The 25,397-nt window shown below is 67.5% G+C and carries 1 protein-coding gene; it reads left to right on the forward strand.

Annotation, left to right across the window (positions count from 1 at the left end):
* Nucleotides 1-789 precede the first annotated feature (789 nt).
* Nucleotides 790-25,257, forward strand: coding sequence for a non-ribosomal peptide synthetase (locus AC3EO7_RS00105; RefSeq protein ID WP_435590124.1), 24,468 nt, complete (start codon nt 790-792; stop codon nt 25,255-25,257).
* The last annotated feature ends 140 nt before the right edge of the window (nt 25,258-25,397 follow it).

A 25,397-nucleotide genomic window follows, 5' to 3' on the forward strand; every position in this document is an offset into this window, starting at 1 on the left:
GCCCGCGCACCGGCTGACGCCGAATCGCGTCCCGGGCAGGCACGCGTTCCCTGCCCGGGACGATGGTTCGGCAGCGCTTCGCCCTGGCACTGCACGCCTGGCTGCGACGATCGCCCTGCGCGACCGATCAACCCGCCGCTGGGAGTCGAAAACCCTACGCCTGCAACCATTCTTGTCACCGGCCGAACTCGCATGGCACGCCCGCGGCACCCACCTGCGCCTGTCCCGGCATGTTCCCCGCACCAGCCTGCTGATCACCGCACCCGACCGCCTGCCGCAGGGCCGACTCGCACGACTCTCCTGCAACCCGCGAAAGGACGTACCCCCGCGCCCGTGGAACCCGGCAGACACCTGCGGAGCGGGCCACCCTGTGTTGCCCGCCGGTCGCCGATCAGCCGCCGGAAACCGATCCGAACCCGACCACGCACTGCCGAAGGCCCGGCGAAAGATCGGAAGTAAGTGCTGCGAAGTCGCTAGACTGCGCGAGATTGCTGTTTGCATGTGAGCCCGCGTTGCTTCACCAGATGTTCGAGATGTCCGATTTCAGATTTCGAGATGCTGGGAGACGTCAATGAGTGGGAGCTTGGGGATTCGTCGCACGACCGTCGGCGTCCGAGTGATTCCGGGTGCGGACGAGGTGAGCCGCACGCTGTGCTGATCGGCGCGTTCCAGACCAGAGATTTGGGCGCTGCTTCGACGTAGACGAAGTGCATATACAGGCGATTTCGAGCACGGGCAGGGGCGGGGTCCGCCGTGTTCTATGCCTCCGAGTCCGAGCGAGAGGTTTAGATGAACCCAAAGTCAGCCGAAACTGCCGACCAGCTGGATCTGATTCCGCTCTCGAGGGCGCAGTACGGCATGTGGCTCGCGGACAACCTGTCGGGGGGGCCGACGGTGAACATCGCACATTACATCGAAATCGCGGGGCCGATCGACCACGACGTATTCACCAAGGCGGTGAACGACGCCAGCCGCGAAACCGAATCTCTCGTCGTCCGGGTGGTCGAGTCGAATGGCGTCCCCTATCAATTCGTCGACCGCAGCATCACCTACAACGAGTCCATTCTCGACGTCAGCGGCGAGGACGACCCGTTCGCCGCGGCAATGGAATGGATGCGGCGCGATTACAACACCAAGGCTGTCGATTTGAGCCGTGACCGGCTCACCGCGACGCGGCTGATCCGGCTCGCCGAAGATCGGTACCTGTGGTACGGGCGTGCCCATCACCTCATCGTCGATGGCTACGCCGCGTTCAACGTCATCACCCGGATGGCCGAGCACTACAACGCCTTGCTCGAAGGCAGGCCGCCCGTGCCGTCGGAGGCGGCCGGATTGCGCGACATCGTCGAGGCGGAGCGCGCCTATCGCGTCAGCTCGCGGTTCGAGACCGACAAGGCGTACTGGCTCGACAAGGTTGCCGATCTTCCGACGCCGCCGAGCCTGTCCGGTCGCACAGCCCGGTGGAGCAAGGTCGATCATGTCGCGGGCCAGCAGCTTCCGTCGCAATTGTCCACCATGCTCGACCGTTTCTCCGACGACCTGCACGCATCGCCCGCGCAAGTGGTCATCGCGGCCTTCGCCGCGTTCCTCGCCAGAATGACCGGTACCGACGACGTGGTGTTGTCGATGCCGGTCAGCGCTCGTGTGACGAAAGCCCTGCGCAATTCTGCCGCGATGCTGGCGAATATGGTGCCGATTCGGTTCACCGTGGACGCGACGACCACTGTGGAGCAAGTGATCCGCGCGTCGGTGTCCGAACTCGTCTCCGGGATGCGGCATCAGCTCTACAGGTTCGAGGATCTGCGTCGCGATTCGAATGCGTTGGACGCGTCCGCGACCTCGTTCGGACCGATTGTCAATATCCTCTTCTTCGACTCGGAGATCCGCCTCGGGTCGGCCGTCGGCCGTTACCGCGCACTGACGTCGGGTGCATTGGATGATCTGCAGCTGAATCTGTACCGTTCCGGGGCCGACGCGCCGCTGCTGATCGAACTGCACGGGAATGCGAATTTGTACAGCCAGGACGAACTCGATGCGCACGCAGGTCGGTTCATCGCCTTCCTGCATCGTTTGATGGATTCGCCCATCGAAACCCCTCTGGTCGAGATCCCGCTCGTGGACCCCGCCGAAGAGGCGCGCATCGTCGGGCAGCTCGCCGGTCGTGACGGCGCAACGAGCACAGCGACGCTCGTAGATTTGCTGACGCGGCAGGCCGCCGCCACACCCTCCGCGGTGGCCGTCGGATCGGGTGAGACCGCCCTGACCTATCGCGAGCTCGACGAGCGATCCAACCGGTTCGCCCGTACGCTCATCGCCCTCGGAGCGGGTCCGGAATCACTGATAGCCATCGCGATGCCACGGGACGCCGATCTCATCGTCGTTGCGCTGGCCGTCCTGAAGTCGGGTGCGGGGTATTTGCCCTTGGACGTCGCGCATCCGGCCGATCGGCTGGAATATGTGCTGAACGACGCCGATCCGATCGCCGTCGTGACGACCCGCGGTATGCGCGAGCACGTGCCGCGCGATCCCGGCCGTGTGGTGCTGTTCGACGGCGCGGCCTGCGACGAATCGGCGGCGCCGATCACGGACGCCGATCGGCCGAGCCCACTGTGCCCCGACAACGTCGCCTACGTCATCTACACCTCCGGATCGACAGGCAGGCCGAAAGGCGTGGCGATCACCCATCGCGCCGTCGCGACCTACCTGGTGAACGCGTGCGCCGAGATCGGCGTCCGGACCGGAGACGTGTGGACGTTGTTCCATTCGTTCGCGTTCGACTACTCGGTGTGGGAGATCTTCGGCGCATTGGTCAGCGGCGGCCGGGTGGTCGTCGTGGACAGCCTCACCACTCGCTCGCCGGACGATGTCGTGCGCTTGGTGGCACTGGAGAAGGTGACCGTCTTCAACCAGACGCCCTCCGCGTTCCACCAATTCGCCGCGGCACGACAGCGTTACGCGGACGCCGGTGAGCCCGACGGTGAGCTGTCGATGCGACTGGTCGTTCTCTCGGGCGAACGTCTCGACCCGGCGGCGCTGGCGGACTGGTACGAACACAACCCGAAGCTGCCTGTGTTGGCCAACAGCTACGGCATCACCGAAACCACTGTCTTCGTCACCTATCTCGGCCTGACACCGCAGATCGCGATGCCGGGCGCGCCGAGCACGATCGGCCCGGCGCTGCCGGGGCTGCGCGCGTATGTCCTGGACGAACGATTACGTCCGGCGCCACTGGGCGCCTGGGGTGAGATCTATGTCGCCGGAACGCAACTCGCCCGCGGCTATCTCCACCGGCCTTCACTCACCGCCGGACGTTTCGTGGCCAACCCCTTCGGCAAGCCGGGCGAGCGACTCTATCGCAGCGGCGATGTCGCGCGCTGGAACCACACGGGCGAGCTGGAATACCGTGGCCGTGGCGATCAGCAAGTGCAGCTGCGCGGGTTCCGCATCGAGCTGGACGAGATACGTAACGCGCTGCTGACCCACAGCGCAGTCTCAGCGGCAGTCGTCGTCGTGCATCTGCCCGGCACGGAGGCGGCGCGGCTCGTCGCCTATGTCGTGCCCATCGGCGAAATCGCCGGTGGGGCCGACACCCTGCGCGCGCATGTCGCGACGATCCTGCCGGAATACATGGTCCCCGCCGTCGTCGTGGTGTTGCCCGAGTTGCCGCTGACCGTCAACGGCAAGGTCGACCATCGGGCGCTGCCCGAGCCTGTCTTCGATTCGGCCGCGGCGTACGTCGCGCCGAGCACGGTGATGGAGGAGACGATCGCGGACGTCTTCGCCGAGGTGCTGGGCTTGGAGCGGGTAGGTGTGCTGGACAACTTCTTCGAAGCGGGTGGTAATTCGCTCACCGCGACCAGCGCCGCCGTACGGATCGCCGAGCTGACCCGATCCGATCTGTCGGTCCGGGATCTGTTCGGCAAGCCGACCGTCGTCGAACTCGCCGCGCTCATCGACGCCGAGCACCGCCCCGGCCGCCTCGCGTTGCGCGCGCAGCCACGCGTCGAGCCGATCCCGCTGTCGCCGGCGCAGAACCGAATGTGGCTGATCAATCAGGTCGATCCGGCCTCGGCGGCGTACAACATTCCACTGGTGGTGCAGCTGACCGGCCGTCTCGACGTCGCTGCGCTGCGCACGGCCCTGACGGATGTGATCGATCGGCACGAGTCCCTGCGGACCGTCTATCCCGTCGTGAACGGAGAAGGGACACAGGTCGTTCTGCCTGCCGAGGACGTTGTCGCCGGTCTCGATCTGTCACCCGAACCGATCGACTCCGCCGACCTCGCGCAGCGGCTCCGTGACCTGGCGTCGATCGGATCCGACGTGCGTACGAGTCCGCCGATCCGGGTCACGCTGCTCGCGTCCGCGGACCGGCATCGGCATGTCCTGGTCATCGTCTTGCACCATATCTGCTGCGACGGATCGTCCCTCGGACCGCTCGCGGCCGATGTCGTGACGGCCTACGAAGCGAGGTCGGAAGGAAAGAAGCCGGCCTGGCAGCCCCTGACGGTGCAATATGCCGACTACAGCATCTGGCACCGCAACTTGCTCGGTGACGAGAACGATCCGGAGTCCGTGGCGGCACGCCAGTTGCGTTTCTGGGCAAAGCAGTTGGCGGGGATGCCGCCGTTGCTGGAGCTGCCCGCCGACCGTCCGCGCCCTGCGCACCAGTCCATGCGCGGCGACGTCGCCGACACCGTGATACCGGCCGAGACCTTCGCCGGGATCGAGCGGTTGGCTCGCACGGCCAACGTCACTACTTTCATGGTCGTCCATGCCGCCCTGGCGGTTCTGCTGGCCCGGCTGTCGGGCTCGAAGGACATCACCATCGGGACGCCGGTCGCGGGCCGCGGCGAGCGTGCGCTGGAACCGCTCATCGGCATGTTCGTGAATACCGTGCCGCTGCGCACCGAGGTGCGTTCCGGCGAATCGTTCACCGCCTTTCTGGCGCGGGTGAAAGATGTCGATCTCGATGCCTTTGCCAACAGCGACCTGCCCTACGAACGCGTGGTGGAGGAAATCGATCCCCAGCGGTCGACCGCGTACGAACCGCTGTGCCAGGTGTACCTCGCCTTCGAGAACATGGACCGCCCGAGCCTGGAGCTCCCCGACCTCACCGTCGAGATCCTGGATCCCGGGCCGCAACCGGCGAAGGTGGACATCATCGTCACCGTCGCCGAAAACACCGCCGCGGGAGGCGATGTCGCACTGCGGATCGACTACGCCACGGATCTGTTCGATCGGGCGACGGTCGAGGAGCTGGCCGCGCGGCTGAATCGGGTCCTCGAGGCGGTCGTGTCCGATCCGCAGGTCCGGGTGGGTGGTGTGAATGTGCTGTCGGGGGTCGAGCGGGCAGGGTTGCTGCCCGCGTCGGGTGGCCGTGCCGAGGCGCCGCGGGTGTTGGCGGAGTTGTTGTCGGTACGGGATCTGGGCGCGGCGGCGGTGGTCTCGGGTGATCGCACGGTGTCGTACGCGGAGTTGGATGCTTGGTCGAACCGTCTTGCCCGGCAATTGATCGGGTGGGGTGTAGGCCCGGGTGATCAGGTCGCGTTGGCGATGGCGCGGTCGGTGGAGTTCGTGGTGGCGATATGGGCGGTGACCAAGGCGGGCGCGGCGTTCGTGCCGGTGGATCCGCGAAATCCGGCCGATCGGGTCGCGCTCATGGTGGCCGATGCCGACGCGCGGGTGGGGATCACCGTCGAGGCTTCGCAGCACCTGCTTCCGGACTCGGTCCGGCGGTTGGTGCTCGACGAGCCCGACACCACGGTCTGCATCGCGTCACGGTCCTCGGCGACGGTGACGGATGCGGACCGGGTGCGGCCCTGCCGTATCTCGGACACGGCGTACGTGCTGTACACCTCGGGGTCGACGGGGACGCCGAAGGGTGTCGCAGTCACCCACCAGGGGTTGGCGAATTTCGCGGCCGAGCAGCGGGAGCGCTATCGGGTCGACGGTTCCTCGCGGGTGTTGCAGCTGGCGGCGCCGGGCTTCGACGCGGTGGTGCTGGAGTTGCTGATGGCTCATGCGAACGGCGCGGCGTTGGTGGTGTCGCCGCCGGAAGTCTTCGCAGGGCGCGACTTGGCGGAATTGGTTCGGGCGCAGCGGGTGTCCCACGCGTTCGTGACGCCGAGCGTGCTGGCGACCATGTCGCCGGACGGTTTGGATTCACTGCGGGTGCTGGTGGCCGGTGGGGAGGCGGTGTCGGCGGAGACGGTCTCCGTCTGGGGACCCGGTCGGCAGCTGTTCAATGGGTACGGGCCGACCGAGACCACGATCATGGTCGCGATCAGCGACCCGCTGTGTGTCGGGGAGCGAGTCACCCTCGGTGGCCCGATTCGTGGTGTCGAGGCCGTGGTCCTGGATACCGGCCTGCAGCCCGTGCCGGTCGGAGTGACCGGACAGCTGTATGTGTCCGGAGTGCAGCTGGCCCGCGGATACCTCGACCGGCCGGTCGCCACGGCCACCGCGTTCGTCGCCAATCCGTACGGTCCCCCCGGTACCCGTATGTACCGGACCGGCGACTTGGCCCGCTGGACACCGGAGGAAACGCTCGAATACCTCGGTCGCACCGACTTCCAGGTCAAGATCCGGGGTCAGCGCATCGAACTCGGCGAAATCGAGGCCGTCCTCGCCGCGCACCCCGCCGTGGCGGTGGCGGTGACGGTGGGCGTCGAGACCGACGGTGGATCGAGACTGGCCGCCTACGTCGTGCCTGCGATCGAGACCGTCGATACCGCGGAGCTGCTGAGGTACGCCGCGCAACGCCTGCCCTCGCACATGGTCCCGGACACGGTGATGCTGCTCGACACGCTGCCGCTGTCGTCGGTGGGCAAGATCGACCGTGCGGCCTTGCCCGAACCGGTATTCGCCGCTGGCATCGTCGAATTCGTCGCACCGCGAGACGCTGCCGAGCAGATCGTCGTCGACGTGTGTGCCGCGGTGCTGGGGCTCGAGCACGTCGGCGTCCTCGACAGCTTCTTCGATCTGGGCGGCAACTCGTTGTCGGCCACTCGGGTGGCGGCGCAACTGAGCGTCGCGTTCGGTGTCGATGTCTCGTTGCGCGCGGTCTTCGATGCGCCGACCATCGCCGCCTTGGCGGAGAATCTCCGGACCAGCGACACGGCGGGACGGGAACCTCTTGCGCCGCAAGAGCGCCCGGTCCGAATCCCGCTGTCGCCCGCGCAGGCGCGCATGTGGTTCCTCAATCAGTTCGATACGAGCTCGGCGCTGTACAACATTCCGATGGTCGTCCACATGTCGGGAGAACTCGACGTCGCCGCCATGCGCGCGACGATCGCGGATGTGCTCGACCGGCACGAATCCCTGCGAACCGTCTACCCGGACAGCGACAGCGGACCGCACCAGGTGGTCGTGTCGGTGGAGACGGCACTGCCCCGGCTGGAGCCGTTGCCGGTCGCGGCGAGCGACGTCGAGGCACACATTGCCGCGGAGGTGGCCGCCGGGTTCGATGTCACGGCCGAGGTTCCGTTCCGGATCACCTTGCTGCGCAGCGCACCCGACGACCACACCCTGGTCCTCGTAGTCCATCACATCAGCTTCGACGGGTCGTCGCTCGCGCCGCTCGCCGCAGACCTGATGACCGCGTACAAAGCCCGCGTCCGGCAACAGGAACCGCCGTGGGCGCCGTTGCCTGTGCAATACGCGGATTACGCTCTGTGGCAACACACAATGCTCGGCACCGAGAGCGATCCGCACAGCCAGACCGTCGCCCAAATCGACTACTGGCGTGCGGCTCTCGCCGATGTGCCCGAGGTGCACGACCTGCCCACCGATCGCCCGCGGCCGGCGAAACAGTCGTTCCGTGGTGCGACGGTGTCGACGAAGGTGCCCGCGGAACTCCATCGTGAGGTGGTCGCGTTGGCCCGCCGCCACGATGCGACGGTCTTCATGGTGATGCACGCGGCGTACGCTGCGCTGCTGGCGCGGCTTTCGGGAAGCGGTGATATCGCGGTCGGCACACCGATCGCCGGTCGCGGCGAGCCCGGACTCGATGCCCTGGTCGGAATGTTCGTCAATACGCTGGTATTGCGGACACGCATCGAGCCCGCCGCGTCCTTCCTCCGGATACTCGATCAGGTCCGGGCCACCGATCTGGCCGCCTTCGAGAACGCCGACATCCCGTTCGAGCGGCTCGTCGAGGTGCTGAATCCGCCACGTACGACAGCGCATGCGCCGTTGACGCAAGTCGGATTCTCGTTCCAGAACATCGAGATCCCGACCGTGGCGTTCGAGGGCCTGACGGTTTCGGCCCGGATGGCTGATTCGAGCGTCGCCAAGTACGACCTGCATCTGAATCTCGTCGACGCGCTGGAGCCGGACGGTGAACCGGGCGACATGGAAGTCGAATTCGCTTATGCGACAGATCTGTTCGACGAAGCGACGATCACCTCGATCTTCGACCGTTACTTGCAGCTGCTGCAAGCGATCGTCGCTGATCCCGCCCGCGCTGTCGGTGATATCGATCTACTGACCGCGAACGAGGCGCGCGAGCTGATGGCGCGGTCGACCGGGGAGACGACCCGTCCTTCGTCCGCGACGATCGCCCACCTGTTCACCGCGCAGGCAGCGGCGACCCCGGGGAACACCGCCGTGATCGATGCCGAGGGTGGCGACCGGATCGGTTACCGAGAATTCGCGGCGAGGGTGAATTCGCTGGCGCGCGTGCTGATCGGACGGGGGATCGGTCCGGGAACCGTTGTTGCCGTTGCGATGCGTCGATCCGTTGACCTGCTGACCACGCTGTACGCGATCCACGCGGCGGGCGCGGCCTATCTGCCGCTGGATCCGGATCACCCGGTCGATCGGGTGCGCGCGGTCCTCACCGACGCGATGCCGACTGCCGTCCTCACCCGAGCGGTCGACAGGGCGAATGTGCCCGATGGCGTTCCGGTGTGGACGTTCGAGCAGCTCGGTACCGAGCACGCGGATACGTCGGAGGTGACAGACGCCGACCGGATCCGGGCTTTGCGCCCGGACGATCTGGCGTATGTCATCTACACCTCCGGCTCGACGGGTGTGCCGAAGGGCGTGGCGGTAACGCATGCGGCGGTGGTGAATCAACTGCGGTGGCTGCGCGACCACTACGGGTTCGGCGGCGACGATGTCATGCTGTTGCGCACGCCGTTCACCTTCGACCTGTCCGTCTGGGAGCTGTTTTCCGCATTGACCTGCGGCGCGGCGTTGGTTGTCGCGGGTTTCGACGCGCATGTCGATCCCGCCGCCGTGGCCCGGCTGATGGCCGAATATCGCGTCACGACCGTGGATTTCGTGCCGTCGTTGCTCTCCGCATTCCTCGAGCAGGCTGCCGAACACGAATTCCCGGACCTGCGGCGGGTGCTGTGCATCGGCGAGGCGCTGCCTGCCGACACCGTCCGTCGCTTCCGGGATCTCGGCGCGGCGCGCATCGACAATCTGTACGGGCCGACGGAGGCCGCGGTCAGCGTCACCTCGCACCGCATCGACGCGCTCGACGGCGGCGCAGTGCCGATTGGCATTCCCGAGGCGAATGTGGTGGTGCGCGTTCTGGATTCGCGACTGCGTCCCGTTCCCGTCGGGGTGACCGGTGAGCTGTACCTCGGCGGCGTCCAGCTGGCTCGCGGCTACCACGAACGGCCCGGTCTGACGGCGGCGACGTTCGTCGCCGATCCTTTGTCCGGTGCGAGCGGTTCTCGGCTGTACCGCACCGGCGACCTGGTCCGCTGGGGCGCGGATGGCAGCCTGCGCTATGTCGGCCGCGCCGACACCCAGGTGAAGATTCGCGGTCTGCGGATCGAACTCGGTGACATCGAAGCCGCGTTGGTCGCCCACGAGCAGGTGAACGCGACCGTCGTGCAGGTGCGCACCGATCGCGGCGAGCAACGCTTGGTGGCCTACGTGGTGGCCACCGAGGCGTTGGATGTCAAGGGAGTCAGGGGCTTTCTGCTCGAACGGCTGCCGGCGTATATGGTGCCGTCTTCGCTGATCCGGATCGACGCGATCCCGGTCACGGCCAACGGCAAGGTCGACTACCGAGCGTTGCCGGCGCCAGACCCGGGAAACCAGGAATCCGAGTACCGCGCGCCGCAGGGACTCGTCGAGCAGACAGTCGCCGGGATCTTCGCCGAACTGCTCGATCGCCCGGAGATCGGCGCGGACGACAACTTCTTCGACCTGGGCGGAAATTCGCTCGTCGCGACGCGCGCGCTGAGCCGGATCGGCGAGGTCGTCGGCGTGGCCGTACCGGTGCAGGTGATATTCGAGGCGCCCACCGTTGCCGACCTTGCCGAACGTATCTCGCGGCTGCGTGCGGTACCGAATCTGCCCGAGCCCGCTCCGAAGCAGCGCCCGGACCGCGTTCCGCTGTCGCAGGCACAGGCGCGGATGTGGTTCCTCAACCAGTTCGATCCGGATTCACCCGGATACGTTGTACCGCTGGCGATCCGGCTCGACGGTGTGCTCGACATCGATGCGCTCGCTGCGGCTGTCGGCGATGTCGTCGAGCGGCACGAGAGCCTGCGCACCATGTATCCGGCGGTCGACGGCACGCCCACACAGGTTGTGCTCGACGCGGCCGACGTTGTCGCGACCTGGGACCTCACGCCGCAGCCGGTCGGCGAGCGCGAGCTGTCGGACCGGTTGGCCGAGTTCTCGGGTGCCGGATTCGACGTGTCGAAGGGCGTGCCACTGCGCATTGCGCTGTATCAGCTGTCGGACCAGGCGTGGGTGGTCGCGTTGGCCGTCCATCACATCAGTTGCGACGGCTTTTCGGTGGCGCCGCTGGCCGCCGATATCGTGACGGCCTATCGTGCGCGGTCCAGCGGTAACCCGCCCGACTGGGCTCCGCTGGCCGTCCAGTTCGCCGATTACGCCCTCTGGCAGCGCGAGGTGCTCGGCTCGGCGGACGACCCGGACTCGTACCTGGCCCGCGACATCGGCTATTGGCGCACTCAGCTCGCGGGCGTCCCCGATGTGATCGAATTGCCGACCGATCGGCCGCGACCGATCGTGCAGACACAACGTGGCGCGGTCGAACATGTCACGATCCCCGGTGAGTTGCAGGGCAGGGTCGAGGCGCTGGCGCGGCGAGCGGGCGCGACGACGTTCATGGTCGTGCACACGGCGCTGGCGGTGCTGCTGTCGAGGCTTTCGGGCAGCGGCGACATCACCATCGGTGTGCCCTATGCGGGCCGCGGTCACCGATCGCTCGACAACCTTGTCGGGATGTTCGTCAATACCTTGGTGATGCGCACCCGGGTCACGGTGGATCAATCGTTCTCCAGCTTGCTGAACCAGGTGCGGCGCACGGACATCGAGGCCTTCGACCATGCCACCGTCCCCTTCGAGCAGGTGGTGGAGGCCGTGAATCCCGCCCGGTCGACGGCCCATACGCCGTTGTTCCAGGTCATGCTCGCCTACCAGAACATCGCGCAGGCGCGTGTCGAACTTCCGGGTCTCACCGTCGAGAACGTGGATCCGGGCGACAGTGCCGCGATCTACGACCTGCTGCTGATGATGACGGAGGGGCACGGCACCCACAACGAGCCGACCGGCATGACGCTGCGCCTGACGTATGCCGCGGACCTTTTCGATCAGGACTCCGTCCGGCGTTTCGCCGAACAATTCGTGCGCGTACTCGACGCTGCCGCGACCGACGCCGATGCGGCGGTCGGCGGGATGGAGTTGCTCGATGCCGCGGAGCGGCACTTGGTGCTGGAGCAATGGAACGACACCGCCGTTCCCGCCGTGGCAGTCCGGACACTGGTCGACGCCTTCGACGAACAGGTCACCCGCACCCCGGATGCTCCGGCGATTCGCGTCTCGGACGGCACCGTGTCGACCTATCGGGATTTCGACACCCGCGTCAACCGTGTCGCCCGATGGCTCATCGCGCGCGGGGCTGGCCCGGAAACTGTTGTGGCGGTCTGCATTCGGCGATCGGTCGAGCAAATCACGGCGCTGTATGCGGTGGTGAAGGCGGGGGCGGCGTTCCTTCCGATAGATCCGGATACTCCAAGCGCGCGAATCGCCGGCGTGCTGAACGCGGCGCGGCCGTTGATGGTGCTCACCACATCCGCGGACGGCGACGAACTTCCGGAGGGGTTCGAGACCGCGCGGATCGATCGAGTGGACCTGGCAGGTCTTGCCGATGCCCCGATCACCGATTCGGAGCGCCGCGCGCCGCTGCGGCCGACCAATGTGGCCTACGTCCTGTTCACCTCCGGCTCCACCGGCGTTCCCAAAGGCGTCGCGCTGACCCATGCCGCGACCGTGAGCCAATTGGCGTGGGCACAGCGGGAGTGGCCACACGACGCGTCCGACACGGTCCTGTACAAGACTCCGATCACGTTCGACATCGCGGTATGGGAGTTGTTCTGGCCGTTGCAGACCGGTGCGCAGATCGTGGTCGCCGAACACGACGGGCACCGCGACCCGGCGTACCTCGCGGGCGTCATCGCGCGACACCGGATCAGTACCGTGCACTTCGTCCCCTCGATGCTGGACGTTCTCCTCGAAACCACCGCCGGCACGGAGCTGTCGTCGATCCGGCGAGTACTCGTTGCCGGTGAGGCGCTGGCGCAGCGCACCGTCGACGCGGCGGCGCGCGTGTTCGCGAAGGCCGAGGTGGTGAACTGGTACGGTCCGGCCGAGGCGGAAGTCGTCACGGCTGCACACTGTGTGCCGGATGTGACGACCCGCGCGATGGTCCCGATCGGCACACCGGTGTCCGGCATGCGGGTCTACGTTCTGGACTCGCGGCTGCGGCCGGTGCCGGTGGGTGTGGTCGGCGACCTGTACATCTCGGGTGTCCAGCTGGCCCGCGGTTATCACGCTCGTGCCGATCTCACCTGCGGTGTCTTCGTGGCGCACCCGTTCGGCGCGGCGGGCGAGCGGCTCTACCGCACCGGTGATCTCGTCCGGTGGACGAAAGCCGGCGAGCTGGAGTACCTGGGCCGCAGTGATTTCCAGGTCAAGGTCCGCGGTCAGCGGGTCGAACCGGGTGATGTCGAAGCGGCGCTGTCCGCGCTCCCGGATGTCGCACGCGCCGTCGCGGTCGCCACGGCGGAACACATCGTCGGATACGCGACGCTCGTACCCGGTGCGGTGACCGATGGGCGCGCGATTCGCGACCAGCTCACCCGTGCACTGCCGTCGTACCTGGTTCCGGCCGCCGTACAGGTGCTCGATGCGATGCCGCTGACACCGAACGGCAAGCTCGATCGAGCCGCCTTGCCGCAGCCGGTCTTCGACGACGGCGAGGAATTCGTGCCGCCGCGCACCGAATACGAAGCGGCCCTTGCCGAAATCGTCGCCGAGATCACGGATATCGACCGAGTGAGCGTGACGGCGAACGTTTTCGAGATCGGGGTCAACTCGCTGACCGCCGCCCGCATCGCGGCGAGGGCCGCCGCGGCGCTCGGTATCGAGGTCGGCATCCGCGACATCTTCGACGAGCCGACGATCGCCGGATTGGCCGAATGCCTCGGCGAGCGAACCGGTTCGGCGGTGGTTCCGCTCGCCGCCCGGCCACGTCCGGCGGCGGTCCCGTTGGCGGCGGCGCAACGACGGATGTGGTTCCTCAACCAGTTCGACACCGCTTCGGCGGCGTACAACATCTGCCTCGCGGCCCGGTTGACGGGCCGGCTGAAGGTAGCCGCGTTGCGGGCGGCATTGCTCGATGTGGTGTCCCGGCACGAGCCGCTGCGCACGGTGTATCCCGCTGTCGACGGCGAGCCGTGCCAGGTCGTGCAGGACGTTGCGGCGGTGGCCAGGGACCTGGTGCCGGATCCGGAGCCGGTCGCCGACGAGGCGGAGCTGGCCGACCGGATCCGGCAGGCCGTCGGGACGGGTTTCGATGTCGCGGAATCGGCGCCCGTGCGGACACGGCTGTACCGCACCGGCGCCGACGAGCATGTGATCGTGCTCGTGGTCCATCACATCGCCGCCGACGGCTCATCGATGGCGCCGCTGGCCCGCGATGTCTTCGCCGCCTACGAAGCGCGGGTGAACGGCGAAGCGCCGCAATGGGAACCACTGGACGTCCAGTACGCCGACTACGCGCTGTGGCAGCGCGAGATGCTCGGCGCCGAGGACGATCCGGCGTCGCTGATCGCGCGGCAGATCGCCTACTGGACCGAGGTTCTCGACGAGGCCCCGGAGCTGCTCGAACTGCCGACCGATCGGCCACGGCCTGCCGCCATGTCGATGGCCGGTGGCAGCGTTCCCTTCGCGATCTCGGCGGGGCTGCACGACGACATCGTGCGGCTGGCACACCGTGAGGGCGTCACCGTGTTCGTCGTGCTGCACACGGCGTTGGCGATCCTGTTGGCGCGCACCGCGCACAGCGAGGACATCGCGGTCGGCACCCCGGTCGCCGGTCGAGGCGACCAGGCGCTGGACGATCTGGTCGGCATGTTCGTCAACACCGTGGTGTTGCGCACGCGTGTCCGCGAGAACCGGTCGTTCCGGGAACTTCTGGTGGAGGTCCGCGACGTGGACCTCGAGGCCCTCGCGCACGCCGATGTGTCCTACGAACGGCTGGTCGATGTCCTCGACCGCCCCCGATCGACGGCGTATACGCCGCTGTATCAGGTGATGTTCGGGTTGCAGAACATGCGTGCGGCCCGGTTCGAGCTGCCCGGTATCGATGTCGAACTGCTCGACCCCGGACTGGCGCAGGCCAAAACCGACCTCACCGTGCTGATGACCGAACGCGTCGACGGCCGGCGGCCTGCCGGAATCGATGGCGAGATCACCTATGCGACAGACCTGTTCGTCGCATCGACCGCGGAATCGCTCGCCGAGCGGTTCGTGCGGGTCCTCGAAGCGGTCGCCGCCGACCCGGCGCGCGCGGTGGGCGACATCGATCTGCTCAGTGCGAGGGAGGCCGAACGGCTGGTCCCGGCACATGGTGGGGAGACCACGTCGCCGTGCCTGCTGCCCGAACTGCTGGCCGCGGCCGTGGCAGCGGATCCGGCGGCGGTCGCCCTGATCGGGGAGACCGAGACCCTCACCTACGCCGAGCTCGATCGCCGGTCGAGCCAGCTCGCCGGGCACCTGCTCGCCCGAGGGGTCGGACCGGGGGTGTTCACCGCGCTGGCCGTGCCGAGGTCGGTCGACTACCACGTCGCCATGTGGGCGATAGCGAAGACCGGCGCCACCTTCGTCCCCGTGGATCTGCGATATCCCGTGGAGCGGATCGCGCACATGGTGAACGATTCCGGTGTCACCGTGGGGATCACCATTGCGGCCGTACAAGAGTCGCTGCCGGGAGATGTCGGATGGGTCGTGCTCGACGATCCCGATGCGGCCGCCGAGATCGCCGCACAGCCGGGCCACGCTGTCACGGATGCGGAGCGCGCACGGGCACTACAGATTCGGGACGCGGCGTATCTGGTCTACACGTCCGGTTCGACCGGAACACCGAAAGGTGTCGTGGTGACGCACGAGGGCTTGGCCGGATTCGCGGCCGAGCAGCGGGCGCGCTATCGCGTGGACGCCACGTCGCGTGTACTGCAAGTGGCGGCGCCCGCCTTCGACGCGGTGCTGCTCGAAGCATTGATGGCGTGTGCGGCAGGCGCTTGCCTGGTCGTGTCGCCGCCGGAGGTGTTCGGCGGCCCGGATCTGGCCGCACTGGTCGGCGCGCATGGGGTGACCCACGCGTTCCTGACACCCAGCGTGCTGGCGACGGTGTCACTCGCGGACTTCGCCTCGGTGCGGGTGCTGGCGGTCGGCGGCGAGATGGTGTCGGCTGACCTGATCGCCGCCTGGGCGCCGGGACGGCAATTGCACAACATCTACGGCCCGACGGAGACGACGATCGTGGTCACGATCAGCGATCCGGTACAGCCGTCCGATGTGATCACCATCGGCGGTCCGATCCGTGGTGTCGAGGCTGTGGTGCTGGACGCGCGGTTGCGTCCTGTGCCCGTGGGGGTGACCGGGGAGCTGTACCTTTCCGGTGCCGCATTGGCGCGCGGCTACCTGAATCGCCCTGCCGCGACAGCGGGTGCGTTCGTCGCGGATCCGTACGGTGCGCCGGGGTCGCGGATGTATCGCACCGGCGATACCGTTCGCTGGACCGCGCAGGGCGCGCTGGAATACGTCGGCCGCATCGACTTCCAGGTCAAGATTCGTGGCCAGCGCATCGAACTCGGCGAGATCGACGCCGCGCTGCTCTCCCATCCGAAGGTGGCCGCTGCTGTCACCGTGAGCAGAACGAGGCCCGGCGGGCAACCGATGCTCGCCGCATACATCGTGGCGGAAGCCGCGGAAGTCGTCGAGTCGAGCGCCGTGTCGGAGCACGTCGCCGCCGTCTTGCCTGCCTACATGGTGCCGTCGACGATCACCGTGCTCGACCACATGCCCCTCGCCTCGACTGGCAAGGTGGACCGAAAAGCGTTGCCGGAACCCGTCTTCGAGGTCGATGGCGACGACGCCGTCGCCGCGGCGACCGACCTGGAACGCACCATCGCCGCCGCCTTCGCGGACGTGCTCGGCATCGGGTCGGTGGGCGTGACGACCTCGTTCTTCGCGCTCGGCGGTGACTCGATCATGTCGATCCAGTTGGCATCGCGGCTGAAGACATCGGGTGTCATCGTGACGGCTCGGGACATTTTCGAGCGCAAGACCGTTCGGGGGCTCGCACAGGTGGCCGAGGCCGCGGAACGAGTGTCGCTCGCGGAGCTGCCGGGCGGTGGCGTGGGCGAAATCCCCTTCACGCCGATCGTGTCCTGGTTCGTCGAGCGGCTCGGGGCAGCCGATCGGTTCGCGCAGTCGATGCTGACGCGCTTGCCGCGGGACGCACGAGTCGATGACGTGATCGCGACCGTGCGTGCGGTGCTGGAACAGCACGACATGCTGCGCTCGCGGCTGCGCGAACGATGCATGGAGGTGCTTCCCGTCGGCACTGCCGATGCCGCGGGCTCGGTGTTCGTGCGAACCTTCGGGGCGCACGAGGCGCCGGGCAGCGCCGGTTTCACCGCCGTGGTGGAAGCGGCGCTGACCGACGCGTCCGACCGACTCGATCCCGCCGAGGGCCGGATGCTGCAGGTCGCGTGCCTGCTTCCGGAATCGGGTGTCGAGGCCGATGCCCGTGCCCTCATCGTGATTCATCACCTGGCTGTCGACGGGGTGTCGTGGCGGATCCTGCTGCCCGACTTCGTCACCGCCTGGCAGCAGATCAGCCAGGGGCGGGCGGTCGAGTTGCCTGCCCAGGGCACATCCATGCGGCGGTGGGCACACGCGTCGATCGCCGCGGCGGCAGGCCGGGGTGACGAGTTCGAGCTGTGGCAGCGGATGAGTGCGGCAGCCGATCCGCAACTCGGGAGCGCGGAATGGGATCCCGCCGTCGACACCCAGGCGACGGTGCGGCATCTGACGGTGTCCATCCCGGCCGAAGTGACCTCGGCGTTGCTGGACGCGGTGCCGCGAGCCGTGCGCGGCAGCGTCGACGATGCGCTGCTGGCCGCTCTGGCGGTCGCGCTGGTCGGTTGGCGCAGGCGCCGCGGCATCACGCACCCGGGCGCGAAAGTCCTCCTGGAAGGACACGGCCGCGAAGAGGAGATCGCCGCAGGAGCAGATGTCTCGCGCACCGTGGGCTGGTTCACCAGCACGTACCCGGTCGCGCTCGACCTCAGTGGAATCGATGACACGGACCTCCGCGCGGCAGTGAAGTCCGTCAAAGACCAGCTGCGCGAGATCCCCGACAAGGGCATCGGTTACGGCCTGCTGCGCTATCTGAACACCGACACGGCCGACCGGCTCGCGTCGGCGCCCCAGCCGCAGATCAGTTTCAACAATCTCGGCCGCGCCGGCGTCGACCTCACCTCGCTGTCGGATATCGCGTGGGTCCCGACCGACGAGCAGTTCGATCGGCGGGCCGCCTTCGATCCGGATATGCCTGCCGCAGCGGTGATCACGATCGACGTGAACATCGTGGACACCGAGGCCGGACCCGAGCTGTCGGCACATGTCGGCTACGCCTCGCGGTTGCTCGAACACGAAGAGGTGGCCGAACTCGTCGGCGGATGGGTCGACGCCGTCACCGAGATCGCCGCCATGGCTCGTGCGGACGACGAATGGGGATTGTCGCGGGCAGATGTTCCACTGGTCGACCTCACACAGCGCGATCTGGACACCTTCGCCGACCGGTACGGTCGACTCGGCGAGGTCTGGTCGCTGGCGCCGCTGCAGGCGGGTCTGCTGTTCCACGTCGAATTCGCGGCGGGCGAACTCGACGTCTACACGGCGCAATCGGTCCTCGGTCTCACCGGCGTGGTCGACGAGAATCGGCTCGAGCGTGCCGCGAAAGCCTTGCTCGTGCGGCATCCCAACCTGCGGGCCGCGTTCACGCGAACGGCCGACGGCGTTCCCGTGCAGGTTGTTCCCGCCGCCACAACGGTGTGCTGGCGCGGCGTCGAACACTGCGGCAGCACAAGGGAATTGGATGAGCTGATCGACGCCGAGCGGGCGGTCGTCTTCGATCCCGCCGACCCGCCGCTGTTGCGGTTCCTGCTCGTCGCCGTGGGGCCGCACGACTTCCGGCTGGTGTTGACCGCGCACCATCTTCTGCTGGACGGCTGGTCGTTGCCGCTGCTGTGGCGTGAGTTGATCGGTTTGTACGCCGTGGCCGCACAGCCGGAACTGCTTCCCCCGGCGACCTCGTACCGCGACTACTTGGAATGGCTGGGCCGGCGTGATCGCGCTACCAGCGCCGAGGTGTGGCGGGACGCGCTGCGAGATATCAGCGAGCCCTCGCTGGTCGCCGATCCACAGACGGCGACGACCGCGGACATCCCGATCGATCTGCCGATCGTCCTCGATCGTGCCGCGACGGCAGAGTTGGTGACGTTCGCGCGGGCGCGAGCGGTGACGATGGCGACGATCGTGCAGTTCGCCTGGTCCGTGGTGCTGGGCAATCTGCTCGGTGTCGAACGGGTGACCTTCGGCAGCACGGTATCCGGCCGTCCCGCTGAACTGCCGGGCGTCGAGTCGACGATCGGTCTGTTCATCAATACGATTCCGGTCGCCGCCGATGTCCGGCGGGATCTGACCATCGAGGACGCGCTGCGTCGACTGCAGGCGGACAACACCCGTCTGCTCGACCACCACTACCTCGAACTGTCACAGATCATGCTGGCCGCGGGCAGCAGCCAGCTGTTCGACACTCTGGTCGTCTTCGAGTCGTATCCGGTCGACAGCAGTGGCCTCGGCGAGGCCGATGTCGACGGTATGCGGGTGGTCTCGGCGGATGGCCGCGACGCGGCGCATTACCCGATCACCGTGCAGGCGCACCACACCGACGAGTTGCAAGTCCGGCTCCGCTACCAGCGGGCCCGCGTCGACGACGTGACAGCGGCTGGTCTCGCGGCCCGTTTCGACACCGTGCTGCGTGCGGTGACGACCGATCCGAGCAGGCGGCTCGGTGCGATCGATCTGTTGTCCGCGGGCGAGCGGTGCGCGCTCGTGCCCCGCTCAGGTGGCAGCGCCATGGCGCCGTGCCTCGTAGCGGACCTGCTGTCCTCGGGCGTTGCGGTCGATCCCGAGGCGGCGGCCGTTGTTTCCGGTGGGCGTACCGTGTCCTACGCGGAATTGGATGCCTGGTCCAACCGAGTGGCGCGGCAGTTGATCGCGTGGGGCGTAGGCCCGGGGGATCAGGTCGCGCTGGCGATGCCGCGGTCGGCGGAATTCGTGGTCGGCCTGTGGGCGGTGACCAAGACGGGCGCGGCGTTCGTGCCCGTCGATTCGCGGAATCCGGCCGAGCGCGTCGCGCTCATGGTGGCGGATGCCGAGGTGCGGGTTGCGGTCACGGTCGAGGCACTGCGGGATCTGCTGCCCGGCACGGTGCGCCCGATGGTCCTCGATGATCCGGACACCGCGACGTCGATCGCCTCGCGATCGGCGGCCGCCGTGACCGACGCCGAGCGCGTGCGCACACCGGACGTCCGGGACGTGGCCTACGTGATCTACACCTCCGGCTCGACCGGAATGCCGAAGGGGGTCGCGGTCACCCACGAGGGGCTGGCGAGTTTCGCGGCCGTGCAGCGAGACCGGTTCGGTGTGGACACTGGTTCGCGAGTGCTGCAGGCCGCCGCTCCCGGCTTCGATGCGATGCTCATCGATGTGCTGCTGGCCCACACCGCAGGCGCTGTGCTCCTGGTGCCGCCGCCAGCGGTGTTCGGCGGCGACGAGCTGGCAGAACTGATTCGCGCACAGCGGATTTCGCATGCGTTCGTCACGCCCAGTGTGCTGGCGACGATGTCGCCGACCGGTATGGATTCGCTGCGGGTGCTGATGGCCGGTGGGGAGGCGGTGACACCGGAAACGGTCGCGATGTGGGCGCCGGGCCGGACCTTGTTGAACGGGTACGGCCCGACCGAAACCACGGTTCTCGCGTGTATCAGTGCCGCGCTGCGACCGGATGGTGCGGTGACCATCGGCGGGCCGAGCCGTGGAGTCGAGGCTGTCGTCCTGGATGCGTGGTTGCGGCCGGTGCCGGTCGGGGTGGTGGGGGAGTTGTACCTCGCGGGTGTGCAGCTGGCGCGAGGATATGTGAACTGGGCATCGGCGACGGCAGGCTCGTTCGTGGCGAATCCGTTCGGTGCGGCGGGTTCGCGCATGTACCGCACCGGCGACCTCGCCCGCTGGACACCGGAGCACACCCTGGAACACCTCGGACGGCGCGATTTCCAGGTGAAGATCCGCGGTCAGCGCATCGAACTCGGTGAGATCGAAGCTGTTCTGGCCGAGTATCCCGGGATCGAGCACGCGGTCGTCATGCTGCGGAAGGACCAGCGCGGCCCGGATCGACTCGTCGGCTACCTCGTCACCGACGAGGACGTGGATCCGAACGAGGTTCGGGCCGCCGCGCGGTTGCGACTGCCCGCGCACATGGTGCCCGACGTGTTCACGATGCTCGCCGAGCTGCCCCTCACAACGACCGGCAAACTCGACCGCCTGGCGCTTCCCGCCCCGGAATTCGCGGACCGTCGGGAATGGGTCGCTCCGAGCACCGACGCCGAGCGGCGCATCGCGGAGGTGTTCGGAAGCGTCCTGGGCATCGACAGCGTAGGGGCGACGGACAGCTTCTTCGACCTCGGAGGCGACTCGCTGTCGGCGACACGGGCGGCCGCGCAATCGAGCACGGCACTGGGAGTGCGTATCGGGGTCCGAGACCTGTTCGAGAAACCTGTGGTCGCCGAACTCGCCTCCTGCCTGGATACTTTCGACCGAGACTCCCGACTGCCGCTGACGCCGCGACTCCGGCCGCCGCTCGTGCCGCTGTCACCGGCGCAGCAGCGGATGTGGTTCCTCAATCAGTTCGACACCACGGTCGGTGCGTACAACATCCCGCTGGTGATCCGGCTGCGCGGAGAACTCGACATAGCCGCGCTGCGGCACGCGTGTTCACTGGTCATCGACCGGCACGAGTCGCTGCGGACCAAGTTCCCGATGGCCGACGGACAGCCGTGTCAGGTTGCCGTCGGCGTCGACGAGGTCGCCTCGGTACCGACGCCCGTCCGGGTCGACGAGAAGCATGTGAGGGAACGAGCGATCGCCGTGGTCTCGACGGGTTTCGATGTGCGACAGGCGCCCCCGTTGCGTATCGAATTGTTCGCTGTCGATGACCGGGACCACGTTCTGGTCATCTGCGTGCACCACATCTGCGCCGACGGCCAGTCGATGATGCCGCTCGCGCGGGATGTGGCACTGGCGTACGAGGCGAGTAGACAAGGGACAGCACCGATGTGGCCGGTCCTTCCGGTCCAGTACGCGGATTACGCGCTGTGGCAACGAGAGATGCTCGGCTCGGCGGACGATCCGGACTCGGTCATGTCCCGGCAGTTGCGATTCTGGAAAGACACCCTCGACGGATTGCCCGAGCTGCTCGAATTGCCGACCGACCTGCCCCGGCCACTCGTCGCGTCCATGCGCGGCCGCGCCGTCGATTTCGAGCTTCCCGCCGAACTGCACGAACGGATTGTCGCTGTCGCGCGCGCCGCGAACGCGACGGTCTTCATGGTCCTGCACGCCGCGTTGACCGTCCTGCTGTCCAGGTCGGCCTGCGTCGACGACATCGCGATCGGCACCCCGGTGGCCGGCCGTGGCGAGCGTCAGCTCGATGATCTGATCGGCATGTTCGTCAACACGCTGGTCTTGCGGTCGCGGGTGCGGCCCGGACAGCCGTTCGCCGAATTGCTCGCCGCGACCCGTGACACGGACCTGGCGGCGTTCGAGCATGCGGATGTTCCCTTCGAGCAAGTCGTGGAAGCGATGAATCCGCCCCGGTCGACTGCGCATCTTCCGCTGTACCAGGTGACGCTCGACGTCCAGAACCTGAGCAAGGCCGCGTTGGAACTGCCGGGGATCGGCATCGAGCCGATGGAAGACGGTTTCGAGCAGGCACAGGCCGACTTGAGCATGAAATTGGTCGAGCGGTTCGGTGACCGAGGCCGTCCGGATGGCATGGCGGGTCGGCTCACCTTCGCCACCGATCTCTTCGTCGAAGAGACGATGACTCGGTTCGCGGACGCTTACGTACGAATTCTGGAGGAGGTGACCGCGAATCCGGCGGGCGCGGTCGGCGATATCGAGATCGTCGATCCGATACAGCGCCGCGAATTGCTCGACTCGGCGGGCGAAGACGGCGTCGTGGTCGCGGACGTGACGCTCGTCGACCTGTTCGCTGCCCGAGTCCTGGCCCAGCCGAACGCGGTCGCGGTCTCCGACGGTGCGTCACAGTTGACCTATGCGGAGCTGGATCGGCAGGCCACCCATCTCGCCGCGCGGCTGAGCGAGCAGGGCGTGGGGCCGGAATCACTGGTGGCAGTGGCGTTACCGCGCTCGATCGAATTGGTCGTTGGCCTGCTCGCGGTGATGCGAGCGGGCGCCGGGTATCTGCCACTGGACGTGGCATATCCGCCGGACCGATTGCGGTTCGTGCTCGACGACGCACGCCCGGCCGCCGTGCTGACATCGGTCGAGTTGGCATCGGCGGTGCCGGAGTACGCCGCGCCGGTGTTGCTCGTCGAGGATGGTTCGGACGCGACAGCAGCGGGCGGCTGCGATCCGGTGGCGCCGAACCCGCGGCCGGACAACGTGGCCTATGTGATCTACACCTCGGGATCGACGGGCCGCCCCAAAGGGGTGACGGTCAGCCATCGCGACGCGGTCACGTTGTTCGCCAACACGGCCGAACGCTTCGACTTCGGCCCGGACGACGTGTGGACGATGTTCCATTCCTACGCCTTCGATTTCGCGGTGTGGGAAATGTGGGGCGCGCTGCTGTCCGGCGGCAGGCTGGTCGTCGTCGACTACCACACATCCCGGTCGCCGGAGGCGTTCGTGGATCTCGTGGCGCGAGAGCGCGTGACGGTGTTGAGCCAGACACCGTCGGCGTTCTACGGGTTCGCCGCGGCAGAGCGCGAGTATCGCGAATCCGGCTGCACCGCTGGCGAACTCACGCTGCGTTACGTCGTATTCGGCGGCGAGGCACTGGATGCGTCCCGGTTGACCGGATGGTTTGCGGCGCACGAGCCCGGATCGCCGCGATTGATCAACATGTACGGGATCACCGAGACGACAGTGCATGTCACGTTCACCGAGATCGATCGGACGGACGCGGCCGGGATCGGGACACCGCTTCCGGGGTTGCGCGTATACGTGCTCGACGACCGGCTGCGCCCGGCGCCGATCGGCGCCGCCGGAGAGATCTATGTGGCCGGTGGGCAATTGTCGCGGGGCTACCTGGGAGCCCCTGCTGTGACGGCGGGACGATTCGTGGCGAATCCCTTCGACCCGCACGGTGCCCGGTTGTATCGGTCCGGGGATGTGGGCCGGTGGCGAAAGACCGCCACTGGGCTCGAGTTGAACTACGTCGGCCGGGCTGACGCGCAGGTGCAGTTGCGTGGTTACCGCATCGAGCTGGGCGAGGTGGAGTCGGCGCTGCTCCGGCACCGGCAGGTGACGCGGGCCGCCGCGGCGGTGCACCGGCACGCCAGCGGCGTCGATCAGTTGATCGGTTACGTCGTGGGCGTCGACGGCCGGGAGATCGATCCGGGCCAGGTCCGGGAGGCCGCTGCCGAGATGCTGACTAGCTACATGGTGCCGTCGACAGTGATGGTGTTGCCCGATCTGCCGTTGACCGTCAACGGCAAGCTCGATCGAAACGCCTTGCCTGCTCCCGATTTCGAGGTATCGGTGGACGAGTTCGTCGCGCCGCGGACGCATACCGAGAAAGCGATCAGCGACGTATACGCGCGGGTCTTGGGCGTCACGCGGGTCGGGATCTCGGAGGGGTTCTTCGACCTGGGCGGCAATTCGCTGCTGGCCACGATGGTGGTGACCGAACTGCGTGCTCGCGGTGTGACGATCGCGTTGCCATGGATGTTCGACGATGCGACACCGAAGGCGCTGGCGCGCAGGGTCGATGAGGCCGAGGGCGGCTCCGGTCTGGAGGTACTGCTTCCGCTGCGTGCCGGCGGATCGAAGCCCGCCCTCTTCGCTGTGCACCCCGCCGGGGGATTGGCGTGGTTCTACGGCGGCGTGGTCGAACATGTGGACAAGGATCGACCGGTATACGGCTTGCAGGATCCGCATGTCGTGGCGGGCGAACCACGTGCGGATTCCGTGAACGAATTGGCCGAGCGGTATGTGGCCGAGATTCGCCGGATACAGCCGAGCGGGCCGTACCACTTGCTCGGCTGGTCGCTGGGCGGGCAGATCGCGCACGAGATGGCAGTGCAGCTTCAGCGCGATGGTGAGCTCGTCGGAACGCTGGCCCTGCTGGATTCCTCCGCCGACGCCTCGGATCCGACGGCAGCTGCGACGATCACCACCGGGGACGAGCCCGCGCCGGGAGAGTTGATGGCGGACCTACTCGGCGGTTGGCGAGAACTGTTCGACCTCGGTGACGGGGTGCAGGCGGACACGCACGAACAGGCGTGGGCGGTCATCCGGGACCAGGTGGTCGGCACCGGGCTGTTCACCGCCGAACAGGCGGACCGCGTGATGGAGAGTTTCGAGACCGCGAGCAAGATCGCGGCCGATCACCGGCCAGAAGTTTTCGACGGAGAGGTGGTGTTCTTCACCGCAGGCAAAGACCGCATGGACGACGGCGCTCTCGTGCGGACATGGCGCCCGTACGTCACCGGCAACATGCACAACACGATCGTCGACGCACGCCACCTCGAGCTGAGCCACCCGCATGCCATGGTCGTCGTCGGCCCGGTCCTGGAAAGGTTCATGAACGAATACTGATCACTGTCCAGCGGGATCCGGCTCGACGTCGGCGTGACGGTCGTCTCGCCGAGCTGGGCCGTGGCCCGGATGCGATGGGCGAGACAATGCACTGGTGGTCCGCATCGCTGTGACAATCGCTACTCTGTCATGCCGCGCGA

It is taken from the genome of Nocardia sp. bgisy118 (genome assembly GCF_057708605.1).